At 44.8% G+C, this 12,292-nt stretch carries 11 protein-coding genes; 6 read left to right on the forward strand and 5 right to left on the reverse strand.

Annotated features, from left to right (window positions below):
- Position 1: 1 nt before the first annotated feature.
- Together RWJ96_RS02720 and RWJ96_RS02725 are read right to left on the reverse strand one after the other, a co-directional pair.
- On the reverse strand, positions 2–751 hold the full coding sequence (locus RWJ96_RS02720) for a hypothetical protein (RefSeq protein ID WP_314018812.1): 750 nt from the start codon (positions 749–751) through the stop codon (positions 2–4).
- Between the two features lie 8 nt (positions 752–759).
- Positions 760–1,203 (reverse strand): hypothetical protein, encoded by a 444-nt coding sequence (locus RWJ96_RS02725; protein WP_314018813.1) that lies wholly within the window; start codon positions 1,201–1,203, stop codon positions 760–762.
- Between the two features lie 726 nt (positions 1,204–1,929).
- On the opposite strand from RWJ96_RS02725, the gene RWJ96_RS02730 reads away from it, so the two are divergent.
- Together RWJ96_RS02730 and RWJ96_RS02735 are read left to right on the forward strand one after the other, a co-directional pair.
- Positions 1,930–2,064 (forward strand): hypothetical protein, encoded by a 135-nt coding sequence (locus tag RWJ96_RS02730; protein WP_314018814.1) that lies wholly within the window; start codon positions 1,930–1,932, stop codon positions 2,062–2,064.
- Between the two features lie 55 nt (positions 2,065–2,119).
- Complete coding sequence (locus tag RWJ96_RS02735) at positions 2,120–2,698, forward strand: HD domain-containing protein (RefSeq protein WP_314018815.1); 579 nt, start codon at positions 2,120–2,122, stop codon at positions 2,696–2,698.
- 296 nt (positions 2,699–2,994) lie between these two features.
- On the opposite strand, the gene RWJ96_RS02740 is transcribed toward RWJ96_RS02735, so the two are convergent.
- Together RWJ96_RS02740 and pyrE are read right to left on the reverse strand one after the other, a co-directional pair.
- Positions 2,995–3,909, reverse strand: a complete 915-nt coding sequence (locus RWJ96_RS02740; RefSeq protein ID WP_035432825.1) for a LysR family transcriptional regulator — start codon at positions 3,907–3,909, stop codon at positions 2,995–2,997.
- 33 nt (positions 3,910–3,942) lie between these two features.
- Positions 3,943–4,623: an orotate phosphoribosyltransferase gene (gene pyrE, locus RWJ96_RS02745; RefSeq protein ID WP_314018816.1), complete on the reverse strand. Its 681-nt coding sequence runs from the start codon at positions 4,621–4,623 to the stop codon at positions 3,943–3,945.
- Positions 4,624–4,887: 264 nt separating this feature from the next.
- On the opposite strand from pyrE, the gene asnS reads away from it, so the two are divergent.
- From asnS to RWJ96_RS02760, 3 genes are all read left to right on the forward strand, one after another.
- Entirely contained in the window at positions 4,888–6,291 is a 1,404-nt protein-coding gene (asnS, locus tag RWJ96_RS02750; RefSeq protein WP_314018817.1) for an asparagine--tRNA ligase, read from the forward strand.
- 274 nt (positions 6,292–6,565) lie between these two features.
- On the forward strand, positions 6,566–7,906 hold the full coding sequence (locus RWJ96_RS02755; RefSeq protein ID WP_314018818.1) for a phosphoglycerate mutase family protein: 1,341 nt from the start codon (positions 6,566–6,568) through the stop codon (positions 7,904–7,906).
- A 69-nt stretch (positions 7,907–7,975) separates the two neighbouring features.
- Complete coding sequence (locus RWJ96_RS02760) at positions 7,976–9,256, forward strand: O-acetylhomoserine aminocarboxypropyltransferase/cysteine synthase family protein (RefSeq protein ID WP_314018819.1); 1,281 nt, start codon at positions 7,976–7,978, stop codon at positions 9,254–9,256.
- A gap of 113 nt (positions 9,257–9,369) precedes the next feature.
- Here RWJ96_RS02760 and RWJ96_RS02765 read toward each other — a convergent pair whose 3' ends face one another.
- A complete protein-coding gene (locus RWJ96_RS02765; RefSeq protein WP_314018820.1) occupies positions 9,370–10,866 on the reverse strand; it encodes an MATE family efflux transporter in 1,497 nt (498 codons plus the stop codon).
- 205 nt (positions 10,867–11,071) lie between these two features.
- Between RWJ96_RS02765 and RWJ96_RS02770 the strand changes: the two genes are divergently transcribed.
- Positions 11,072–12,223: a hypothetical protein gene (locus tag RWJ96_RS02770; protein WP_314018821.1), complete on the forward strand. Its 1,152-nt coding sequence runs from the start codon at positions 11,072–11,074 to the stop codon at positions 12,221–12,223.
- Positions 12,224–12,292 lie beyond the last annotated feature (69 nt).

Genomic DNA, 12,292 nt, shown 5'->3' on the forward strand with positions numbered 1-12,292 from the left:
CCTACTTATCACTTTTTAATGCAGACTGTATATCAACTAACTTTGCGTTTGAATAAATTCCTCCCATATCTGCCAGATGAATAGAAGTAATATCTCTCATCTCTTCTGGAGATAGTACAAAGGCAAGTTTGACGTCACATTCATCTCCTGCATTAATCCAAAAATATCCTTTTTCTTTTTCCACTTCCGAACTGCTAATTCGGGCATTTTCAGGTGTGATTTGGGACATGAAAATATCGTGTCCTTCGGCATTAATTGAGTAGCTAGAAAGTAATATAGAGCTCATCCCGTTTGGGGTGCGTTTTTGAACAGCATCTATGTTTTTAAAATGAAGCGTATAGACTAGATACAAGCTATTTGCATTTTCCGGTGCTGACGAATGGTTAAGTGCTTCAGAGGTAAATCCTGCTTCGTCTATAGAATGATAAAGGGTTACGTCTGTTACCGTTACCTCTATTGTACCAATCCATGGTAAATAAGCCCCAAAAGGAGTCTCAGCTGGATTACCTCCTTCTTGATCAAGTCCAGTTAGTTGTACAGTATCGCCAATTTTATAAGTTTCCGAGGCCTCATTTTGTCTTTGCGCCACTTGCTGCGCAAAAAGTTCTTGCTGCGCCTGTTTTTGGGCGAGACCATAAAAATAAAAAAGTCCTGTAATGACGATACAAGTAATCAACAATCCCAAAGCACAAGCTCCTTTCGGGAGCTTGTGCTTTTTCAAGTTAAAGTTTCTAAAATCATGAGATACCATAGCAAATCCTAATTAACTTCGGTAAATCCACCACGTGAGTCGGGGCTCCATGCTCCACTTACAACGCCGTTTCCGTCATTGCCCCAAGCTGTCATTCTGGCGTAGCGCATACCGGCTTCATAAACATAGTTGTGGATATTAAAGTGACCTTTGTGACTAATAGTTGCGTGGTCATTCCTCGTTTTATTTACATATCCGCTCCACAGACTATAGGAACCATCAATGTAAAAACGAACGCTACTGGGATCAATGCGATCAACTCTAATATAACTCATTGAGTTAGTATCCTTTGTGCGACCTCGTGTTCCTTGAGTGTTGCTTCCGGAAAAAGTGTAATAATAAGCTGTATCATTGTAATTATTGCAGTTAGCATAAGCAACATTCTGGACTGCTAGAATACAAAGAAAAATAGACAAGACTGTAAATAGCTTTAAAACCTTTGGGCGATTCATAAACGCCTCCTTAGTTTTTAAGTTTGGCCAACCCCCATGATTAGACCTTAACTTGTCATCATCATAAGTCTTGAAATGCAAAGCAGTTTATTAATTCTGTGAGCGGTATATTTTTATCGGTTAAAGTAATTTCGTTATTTTTGAACCTTATTTAATAAAACTAAATATCTATATATTGAGATGTTTGACTTGGATATTTTTAATTAAATATGAATTAATTTGTATTATTGAGTTAAGTGCCTATGTTGAATGATAGCGTTTGAATTTAGGCCTACAAGTGCAACTAAAGCGGCCAAAGGGAGTTTTCATTTCCTAAATCGCAAATGTAGTAGGTGTTGTTGGCTTGTGGAATTAAAATCGTGGCGAGAAAATCTATTCCTCCTACAGGCTCAGTCTCTTCTCTATCATTTTTAACTTCTATAGTGACATCTATCACACTTGTTTGATTGCCATGAGTATTGGGTTGTTGTGGTGTAATACCATGTTTTTCCAGGTAACCGTCATATGTGGTTAGGGCAATTTCAGTTATTCGTATTGAATATCCCTTGGTATTCTCGGAGGACGAATTTATGGATCAGGTAAAGATTTTAGCCAATAATTTAGGCTTTGATGCTTTTTTACATTCAAACTATAGTAACTTCAACAGAATCTAGTTTTAATGAAAGAGAAGAATACTAAAAACTAAGAAGAATTTCATTGGCTTAAAAGATGCTAAAGAAATAGGTAATGAAAAAGAAGTTAAATATTCTTAAGAATACGGTGGTGCCATTTATAATTACGCCTACAAGCCAGATTGTTAAAATTGCCCCAGTTGGAGAAAAAGATGGACTATTTTTTGTTTGCTTACAGATAAAAGTTTAAATACAATAATCGAAAAATTTAGTGGTAAATAAATATTAGAGAGGTTACAGTATCAATGAATAGTTTGAATAGTACAGTTGATTTTATTAAAGAAATAGAGAAATTAAAGTCAGTAACAAGATTTAACAGAACCCTTGATGGAAGATTTGAAAATAGTGCCGAACATTCTTGGCAGTGCGCGATAGCTTCGATGGTTCTTCAAGAATTTTATCCTGAAAAGTTAAATATAGAAAAGGTAATTACTATGTTACTGATTCATGATTTAGGTGAGATTTATGCTGGTGATACTTGGGTTTTTGATGATAAAAATAAAGTTCACTCTCATGATAGAGAACTTGAATCGATTAATAAAACAATGAGCATTCTTCCAGAAGAAAAATATTTAAATATGAAAAATGCCTGGTTGGAATTTGAAACAGGGCAGAGTTTTGAAGCGAGATATGCAAGAGTAATAGACGCATTGGTACCATTAATAAATCATTTAGAAGTGTCAGAAGTAAATTACAATCCTGATAATGTAAGTGCGGACATGGTATTAGAAAAGAAAAAATTTATAAAAGATGAATCTGAAGAATTATGGAAACTGACGGAAGAGTTGGTTAAGGAAAGTGTAGAAAAGGGCTTATATTTGTAGTATCAATTGATCTTTATAATAGTTGAGGAATATCGTGAAAAGGATAAACATAGAAAAATATATTGTATTTAATTAGTAGTAAAGGAATATCCAGAATTGAAGTAATGCACAAGCTCCTTTTGGGAGCTTGTGCATTTTCAAGTTAAGGTCTCTAAAATCATGAGATACCATAGTAAGTCCTAATTAACTTTGGCAAATCCACCACGTAAGTCGGGGCTCCATGCTCTTTTTAATTAAACATAAATAAACGCACGTTATTGCGCTAAGTGTCCATGTGGAATGATAGTTATAAAACCTTACACCCACGTAACTGCTTGGCAGCAGCGCTTGAGCGCGTCAATGTAGAGCTCGCCAAAGGGCGAGAGGCTCTTCTCGTCGTGTGTAACGTAGCCAACTTCCATGTAATCATCAACAGCTAGAGGAATTGCAACAATGTTTGGTCCGTTGAGCTCCTCGTTAATAAGGCCGGTGCTGATGGTGTAACCGTTCAAGCCAATAATCAGGTTGAAGATAGTGGCGCGGTCTCGGACCATGATGTCCTTATCGCGATCAAGCGTTGCCAGAAGCTCCTCGGAGAAATAAAACGCATTGTGCTCGCCCTGCTCGTACGAAAGGCGAGGGTAGGGGGCAAGATCGTTGAGTGTTACCGAGGAGCGCTTTGCCAGCGGGTTATCTTTTCCCACAAAGACGCTTGGCTTGCATTTAAACAATGGTGAGAAAACCAAGCCCTGGTCCTGCAGCGTTTTTCTAATAACGCGCTCGTTGAACGAGTTGAGGTAAAGGACGCCTACTTCACTTCTCAGCTTGGAGACGTCTTCAATAATCTCGTACGTCTGCGTCTCTCTGATACGGAAGTCGTACTTTGAGCCGCCGTGCTCTTTAATCAGGTTGACAAAGGCCTCAACGGCAAAGGAATAGTGCTGGCAAGAAACGCAGAAGCGCTGTTTGGCGGGAGCGGTGCCCAGATAGCGCTCTTCAATGAGGTCCGTCTGCATGACAACTTGCCTGGCGTAACTCAAAAACTCCTCGCCATCTGCGGTAGGCTCAACGCCCTTGCTGGTTCTGTTAAAAAGGGAGATTCCCAGCTCGGCCTCAAGCTCTTTGACTGCGCTACTTAGAGTAGGCTGCGAGATAAAAAGCTGTTTAGCTGCGGCGTTAATAGTGCCTGCCTTAGCAATAGCAAGAACGTATTTAAGTTGAGTTAGAGTCATAAGTCAGGTTTCTACGCAGAGGTTTTTCTCGCCTTATTTAACGCCATACTGCTGGTAGTAGGCATCAATGGAGGCCTTCAAGGTGTCGTCGATAATAACCTTACCGTCAACCTCTTTGTTATAGAGGGCCTCGGTAACCTCATCCATGGAGACAATGGCTGCAGTTGGCATACCCCAACGCTCGGAGACTTCCTGGAGTGCTGCAACTTTGCCGCCCTTGCCAACTTCCATGCGGTTGAGCGAGACAATCAGGCCAACTACCTGGATGTTTGCAATAGAGGTAATCAGAGGATAGGTCTCTTCAATAGACTTGCCAGAAGTGGTGACATCTTCAACCATAACTACTCTCTGGCCGTCTTTGAGCTCTGCTCCTAGAAGCATGCCGGCGTCGGCGCCGTGATCTTTTGCTTCTTTTCTGTTGGAGCAATACTGAACCTGCTTACCGTAGAGCTCATTGATGCCCATTGCAGTGATAACAGAAAGGGGAATGCCCTTGTAAGCAGGACCAAAGACTACGTCAAAATCCAGGCCAAAGTTGTCGTGAATGGCACGAGCGTAGTAAAGTCCCAGCTTATGGAGCTGCTCACCGGTGACATAGGCGCCTGCGTTCATGAAGAAAGGAGATTTGCGACCACTCTTAAGCGTAAAATCGCCAAATTTAAGTACGTTGCTCTGGACCATAAACTCAATAAATTCGCGCTTGTAGTCTTCCATGGTTTCTCCTTTAGCAGGCCTTTTAACGCGGCGGCACTTTGTAGGCAAGTTCTACTGCACTAGTTTAGCCGAATTGCGGATAGGTGTTTTATGGCGCGCTTTGACTTCGCTGTGTGAGATTAGCGTAAATACCGCCAGATATATAAAAGTGAACGTTTGCCATGTGGTTATGCGGTATTCTAAATAGATATTTGTTCGTCTCGCAGGATAGTCCTGCAGAGCGCAGGAAAAGCCTGCAGAGTGAGTTACAAGGAGGGTATGCCCGTGGAGCGCATCACGATTTCTGCATTGTACGCAGATGCAGAGCAACTTGGTGGCCAAAAAGTTACCGTGGCCGGCTGGGTACGTTCAGTAAGGGATATGAAGAATTTTGGCTTCGTCACACTTAATGACGGTAGCTGCTTCAAAGACCTACAGGTTGTTATGAATCGTGAGAACCTTGGCAATTACGAGGAGGTTGCTTCCTGTGGTGTTGGCGCTGCTCTGATTATTGAGGGCGTCCTTGAGCTTACTCCTGATCGCCCACAGCCTATTGAGCTGCAGGCACAGACCATTGTGATTGAGGGACCATCCAGCCCTGATTATCCAATGCAGAAGAAGCGTCAGTCTCTTGAGTACCTTCGTACGCAGCAGCACCTTCGTCCTCGTACCAACATGTTCCGTGCCGTCTTCCGTATCCGTTCTGTGGCTGCTTTTGCTATCCACCAGTTCTTCCAGGATCGTGGCTTTGTCTACGTGAACACCCCAATCATCACTGCATCTGATGCTGAGGGTGCAGGCGAGATGTTCCGCGTGACTACGCTTGATTTGAACAACGTTCCACGTACCGAGAAGGGTGATGTTGACTACTCAAAGGATTTCTTTGGTCAGTCTTCTCACCTCACCGTTTCTGGCCAGCTTCAGGCAGAGAACTTTGCTATGGCCTTTGGTGACGTGTACACCTTTGGTCCAACGTTCCGCGCAGAGAACTCAAACACGCGTCGCCACGCTGCAGAGTTCTGGATGATTGAGCCAGAGATGGCTTTCTGTGATCTTGCACAGGACATGGATGTTGCAGAAGAGATGCTGCGCTACGTTATTGCATACGTACTTGAGCATTGCCCAGATGAGCTTGAGATGCTTAACAAGTTTGTGGATAAGGGCCTGCTTGAGCGCCTGAACCACGTTGCAACTTCTCAGTTCTCTCGCGTTTCTTACACCGAGGCAATTGAGATTCTGCAGGAGGCAGTAAAGGCTGGTCAGAAGTTTGAGTATCCCGTTGAGTGGGGCATTGACCTTCAGACTGAGCACGAGCGCTACCTCACCGAGCAGCACTTTGGAAAGCCAATCTTTGTTACTGATTACCCAGCAGAAATCAAGGCTTTCTACATGCGCCTTAACGATGATGGCAAGACTGTTGCCGCAGCTGACTGCCTTGTTCCAGGTATTGGTGAGATTATTGGTGGCTCACAGCGAGAAGATCGTCTTGAGCTTTTGGAGAAGCGCATTGTTGAGCTTGGCATGAACCCCGACGACTATAAGTATTACTTGGATCTTCGTCGTTACGGTTCTTGCACACACTCTGGTTTTGGCCTTGGCTTTGAGCGCCTTGTTATGTACCTCACCGGTGTGGATAACATTCGTGACGTTATTCCTCATCCTCGTACGGTAGGTAACGCTGACTTCTAAGATTGCAGGTCACAGGTAGCGTAGGGGAATGCGATTGGTGTGCTAGTCCAACCGCCACAGTTGCAAAGTCTTTCTAGTTGTATTTTTGCGTGCAGGTTATGCATAGCCGTTATGCAAAAACTGCATAGCAGAGATGCGAGATAAAAAGTTTTTCTCGCCATATACCGATATATTTGCCCGTTGGCAGTAAAAATGGGACGTTCGTGCAAAATTGCGCGAGCGTCCTATTACGCTATAAGGAGCAGTTTTCTGCAGATGACCAGCGGAGGTAAACATGGTAAAGACTTTGGTTCTTGTACGACATGGTGTATCTGAACGTGGCTCTGAAGACATGAGTCGAGAGCTCACACGTGCTGGTCAGAGGGCTTTATCTGCCAATTATCCTCATATCTTTGGGCTGTTGGGACCAGAGGGTGAAGAGGCTGAGATTTGGACAAGTCCTGCTCTTCGCGCGCTTGAAACTGCAGAGATTGTGGCAGAGGCGCTGGATTCTGAGGGCCTCGAGATTCATGACTCCCTTTACGATCAAGATCTTCCTGCACTTCAGGCAGAGCTTGAGCACGCTGATGCAGAAACGCTGATTCTTGTTGGTCATGCTCCATTTTTGGGCTATGTTGCAGAGACTTTGCTGGGATTTGAACTTCCGCTGACAAAGGGCGCTGTGTGCGCAATTGACGTACGCGGTTCACTTGGTCATCAGCATGAGTGCGTCTGGAAGCAGCTTGGAGATGTTCGCGAGCCTCACGGTAAGCTTCTTTGGCTGGTCAGTGGCCCTTCAACTCAGCCTTGGGAGACGCTTGACGCTCTTGATGAGGCATGTGCTCATGCAGCAACCAACTTGGAGGACGCATATGCAGAGTTCCGCGCTCATCCAGAAGATCCTGCGGTAATCGCAGCATTTAGGTTTGCTCTTAGGGGAACTCAGCTGCTTACTAAGTTCTTCTCGCCACTTCTTAACGAGGAGGCAGTAGAGATTGCTGAGCCTGTTTATAGGCTGATGCTTGGTGCAACTACGCGCCTTCGTGAGATTGACGGCTTCTCTGATACCGTTGCAGATTTGATGGAGTCCGGAGAGCTTTCTCAAGGCTCCAAGCTGGTCAGCGCTGTCGAGGCAGCTCGCGAGAATGAGCGCGATCGTGTCTGTGAGGCTCTGCGCAAGAAGGCGGTTCGCCGTAGCCTGCGCTGCGCTCTGGATGAGCTCTTTGAGCCCGCTTGGTCAGATGCAGTGCTGCAGGATGGCATCTCGTTTGAGGATGTCAGCAGCCGCTTTGATTACATGCTTGAGACTATTGATGCGCGCCTGTTTGGCCTGGATATGACCAGCTTCTCTGAGGTACACCATGCAAGGCGAGAAGTTCGTGAAGTTGAGCACATTCTTTTCCACCTCAGTGACATGTTGGGCGAGAAACGCGCAAATTACACCCAGATTATGCAGGATATTGACTCTGAGCTTAGTACTGTTTGCACAGCTCAGCGCAATATTTCTCTGGTCAAAGAGTGGAAAGACTCCATGGACTTCAGAGATGTTACCTCAGACCTCGCAATTGTTTCAGAACATGAAAAAGTTTTGATTGAGCGTGTTATTGAGGGTAGAGAGACTAGTATCCTTAGATAATCACATAGTCCACGTTTGGAGCGCATTGACGTTTGCGCGGCGTGGATGATGATTATGAGGGAGGATGCTATGTCTGAGAGCATCGAGACTCGCTGCGTACAGGGCGGTTATCAGCCTGGTTGCGGTGAGCCTAGGCAAGTGCCTATCATTCAATCAACCACGTTCAAATATGACGAGTCGATGCAGCTTGGAGAGTTGTTCGACCTCAAGGCTGCGGGTTATTTCTATTCTCGTCTTCAAAATCCAACGCTTGATAACGTAGCTTCAAAGATTTGTGCGCTTGAGGGCGGTACGGCTGCAATGCTGACGTCTTCTGGTCAAGCCGCAAACTTTTTTGCCGTCTTTAATATTGCTGAGGCTGGAGATCATTTTATCTCCCTGTCTACCATTTATGGCGGCACCTTTAACCTGTTTGCTATCACTCTTAAGAAGATGGGTATTGAGTGTACGTTTATCTCACCAGATGCAACTGACGAGGAGATTAACGCAGCATTCAGACCAAATACAAAGTGCGTCTTTGGTGAGACTGTTGCAAATCCTGCACTGGTTGTTCTTGATATTGAACGTTGGGCAAAGGCTGCTCATGACCACGATGTGCCACTGATTGTTGACAATACGTTTGCCACGCCTGTGAACTGCCGTCCTCTTGAGTGGGGAGCAGATATTGTGACCCATTCCACTACCAAGTACATGGACGGTCATGGCTCTGCTGTTGGCGGCGCTATCGTTGACGGTGGCAATTTTGACTGGGCTGCTCATGCAGATAAGTTCCCAGGTCTAACCCAGCCTGATCCTTCGTATCACAACCTTGTCTATGCAGATACCTTTGGTAATGGTGGCGCCTTTATTACTAAGGCAACCGTTCAGCTTATGCGTGACTTTGGTTCTATTCAGTCGCCACAGAATGCTTTCTATCTTAACCTTGGCCTTGAGTCCCTGCATGTTCGTATGGCTCAGCATTGCAAGAATGGCCAGGCAGTTGCCGAGGCGCTTGTTAACAACCCTAAGGTTGCACACGTAAGCTATCCTGGCCTTCCAGGCGATAAGTACTACGAGCTGGCTCAGAAGTATCTGCCAAACGGTTCCTGCGGTGTCATCACCGTTGACGTTGCTGGTGGCCGCGAGGCTGCCGAGAAGTTCCTGGGCAACCTCAAGGTCTTCTCTATTGCAACGCACGTTGCAGACGCTCGTTCTTGCTGTTTGCACCCAGCCTCCTCAACGCATCGTCAGCTTACTGATGAGGAGCTTGTGGCAGCAGGCATTACCCCAGGTACCGTACGCCTGAGCTGCGGTATTGAGGGTACTGAGGACCTTATCAACGACGTCGAGCAGGCACTTGCTGCGCTGTAGGTAGACGTTCTATAACCGCTTATGTTTATGGCGAGAAGATCTTGGAATCAGAAGATCTTCTCGCCATGTTTTTGTGAGGAGTAAGTTGTTGCGCGGAGCTGTGAGAGAGCAGGCTATTGAGCTCGGGAGATGGATTCTGGGTCCAGGTGATCTTCTGGGCTGGAGAGCTCGGGAGCTGAAAGCTCTGCCTCGGCGAGCTCTGCATCGGTGAGTTCGGAGTCCTCTTCCTGAGTGCCATCGGATACAGCATCAGCGCCATCAACACCGTCTGAATTCACACCTTTGAAATGCTTGCGATAGATGTGGATGAGGCAGCCAACAGAGAGCAGTGCTGAGAGTATATTGGACACAACTGACACGTACCAAAGTGCGTCCAGACCAAATGGCTTCAGTATCAGCAGTGAGCTGATAGGGAAGATAAGTGCCATAAAGATGCTCAAGAGATTGGAAATCTTTGTCTGCTTCAGAGCAATGGCAAGACTCTCGGTGCACATGGTAATCCAGCTAAAAATGAAGATAAAAGCATGAATGCGCATAGCTGGGATGGCCATGTTGAGCAGCTCTTGCGTTCCTTCAGGCAGGTAGAGTTTGACCAAGAACTCCGAGAAGAAGAACGAGACGCAGAAGGCAAAGATGCCAATAATAATGCCTGTGGAGAAAATGTACTTCTCGATAGCAAGCACTCGATCTTTTTTCTTTGCGCCCCAGTTGTAACCAATGGCTGGCTGCATAGCATCAGCTTGTCCATAAATGAGCGGCTGAATGAGTCCGCCAGAATAGAGAAGCACGCCATAAGAAGCAATGGCAATATCTCCGCCGAGGCTTAGCAGGGCAGCGTTCATAAGCAGGGAATAAATCCTGCTTGAGATGTTCTGCATAAAGATAGGGAAGCCGTTTACAAAGATTTCTTTGATTTGTGTCCAATTAAAGTGTGGCTTTACAAACTTAAGGATTTGCTTGTTGCCAATAAACGGCCAGATGCCATAAAGGGACGAGAAGGTAATTGAGATGCAGTAACCCAGTGCTGCGTACTCAACGGATAATCCCAAAACACCTAAGAAGTAGTACTCAAGCACGGTTCCCAGAATTGCGGAAATAAAGGCAATGCTGGTAGAGCGCCTAATTTTGCCACAGATCTTAAGGAAGTTATCAACGGCGTATGAGATGCACATTACCGGCAAGAAAAGGGTCCATACACGCAGGTAAATGGTTCCTTGTTCGGCAATCTTTCCTTGAGCACCCATAAGTGCTAGAACGTTTGGCGCAAAAAAGTAGAAGAAAATGCCGCTGATAACACCAGTGGTAACGAGCATGATAAAAGCAATGGTAAAGATGTTATTGGCTGTCTGGTGATTTTTCTTGCCGTGCTCAACGGCAATGACCGCAGAGGCTCCAACGCCAATAAGGTCGGCAACAGCAAAGCAGAGAATAACCAGTGGAATGGCAATGGTAACCGCGCCAAAGGAATCCTGACCCAGATAGCGTCCAACAAGGATTCCATCTGCAGTGTCGTAAAGCATCGACGCAAGCATAGCAATAGCACCCGGAAGGGCTGCTCGTAAAAATAATTTAAATGGTGGTGTTTCCGCAAAAAGCTTATTCGATTCCATACTTCTCCTCGATTAGTGGTGGAACATGTCAGACAAACTCGTGGTGTGGACATGTGACACGCTCACGAGAAGATTAAAAAAGCATCGAACAAGCCTCCTTACATACCTGCAGGTACACGGACAGTTGCACATACTAACACAGCAAAGTAGCTAATGCTATGATTTATTTGAACATTTTGGACAAGTGTGAGGATTTTTTGTGTCAGTGGAACAGAAAAAAGATATCGGTGCTGAGATCGCCAAGCTGGCTAAAAATTCAAAGGTAGAAGAGCTCTCTAAAAAGGTCACTGAGGCATCCTCTGAGCTGGCAGAAAACGTTTCTGAAGTAGCACAACGTGCCGAGAAAATCCTTGTAGTTGGTGAAGATGAGCCATTGGAGCGTCCTGCGTCTGACCGAGTCAAAGCTACTATTCCTAGAACCCCTGCTCAACATATTTTACGTATCGTTTCAATTGTATTGATTATCTTGGGCGCGGCAGATGTTTTAACTACAACTGGATCTCTTGTTTCAACTTTTATGGGCTTACAGCCTGCAGTTCCTTTGGAGAGGCTTGAGTTTAGTGGCGTGTATTTTACGTTTAGCAATAACGTACTTCTGGGTTATGTATTTGTACTTCTTATTGGTATGTTGCAAGTTATTACCTCAATATTTGGATTACGTGCCGCCAAAGACTCATCAAAAGTTGAACCATACAGATTTCTTTGCTATCTGATTGGCTTGATTATTCTGGTAGGAATTTTATGGGCCTGGGGTAGAGGAGAGTTGATTATTCTTGATCCCTTTGTTCAACTTAATACTATAGTTTACGTGGTAATTTGTTCAAATCTTGCGGATAAAGTAAAGAAGGAGCATGACCAGGGTATCGTGGGAACTACATATTGGCGCTCTCGTCATCAGCGAGTTCTTCATTTCTTTTCGCTGGTCTCTATTGCATTGAGCGGAATTGCACTTTTTCTAGTTCTGATTCTGCTTGGACTGCATGATTTTTCTAGAGTTGTAAATCAACCAGTTTTAGATACGGTTAATCAATTCCTTGAACAACAGGGAATCCTTACCATTTTCTTAGTAACAGTTGGTGCAGTATTTTCTCTTATTGCAGGTCTTTTAGCTCTAAAGGGTTCAAATGATGCCCGATTTATTAGACCGTATATTCTTGCTGTTACCGTTATCGTTCTGTTTGACATAGTAAGAATTGTCTTTACAGCATTAACACAGGGCATCCCTGCCGTAAACAGCCAAGATATCTTTGAGTTGGTTTATAACGCCACGGGATGGTACTTGGCTATTCGTATTGAAGCAGGACTTCCTAATAGCTATGGTCTACGCTTGTGGAAGAAGATTTGTTCCAATGCGTAGCATGTAAAAAGCAATTGCTTGCAAAAAGCCTCTGTATCTGAACTGCCTCCCATTTCTTAGACACAAAAA

Origin of the sequence: Lancefieldella parvula (assembly GCF_963547875.1) — a bacterium.
GTDB lineage: Bacteria > Actinomycetota > Coriobacteriia > Coriobacteriales > Atopobiaceae > Lancefieldella > Lancefieldella parvula_D.

What these genes read in the sequence shown, in the direction of transcription:
- RWJ96_RS02720 (WP_314018812.1), bottom strand. Translation starts at nt 751, where the DNA reads ATGGTATCTCATGATTTTAGAAACTTTAACTTGAAAAAGCACAAGCTC.
- RWJ96_RS02725 (WP_314018813.1), bottom strand. Translation starts at nt 1,203, where the DNA reads ATGAATCGCCCAAAGGTTTTAAAGCTATTTACAGTCTTGTCTATTTTT.
- RWJ96_RS02730 (WP_314018814.1), top strand. Translation starts at nt 1,930, where the DNA reads ATGAAAAAGAAGTTAAATATTCTTAAGAATACGGTGGTGCCATTTATA.
- RWJ96_RS02735 (WP_314018815.1), top strand. Translation starts at nt 2,120, where the DNA reads ATGAATAGTTTGAATAGTACAGTTGATTTTATTAAAGAAATAGAGAAA.
- RWJ96_RS02740 (WP_035432825.1), bottom strand. Translation starts at nt 3,909, where the DNA reads ATGACTCTAACTCAACTTAAATACGTTCTTGCTATTGCTAAGGCAGGC.
- pyrE (WP_314018816.1), bottom strand. Translation starts at nt 4,623, where the DNA reads ATGGAAGACTACAAGCGCGAATTTATTGAGTTTATGGTCCAGAGCAAC.
- RWJ96_RS02755 (WP_314018818.1), top strand. Translation starts at nt 6,566, where the DNA reads ATGGTAAAGACTTTGGTTCTTGTACGACATGGTGTATCTGAACGTGGC.
- RWJ96_RS02760 (WP_314018819.1), top strand. Translation starts at nt 7,976, where the DNA reads ATGTCTGAGAGCATCGAGACTCGCTGCGTACAGGGCGGTTATCAGCCT.
- RWJ96_RS02765 (WP_314018820.1), bottom strand. Translation starts at nt 10,866, where the DNA reads ATGGAATCGAATAAGCTTTTTGCGGAAACACCACCATTTAAATTATTT.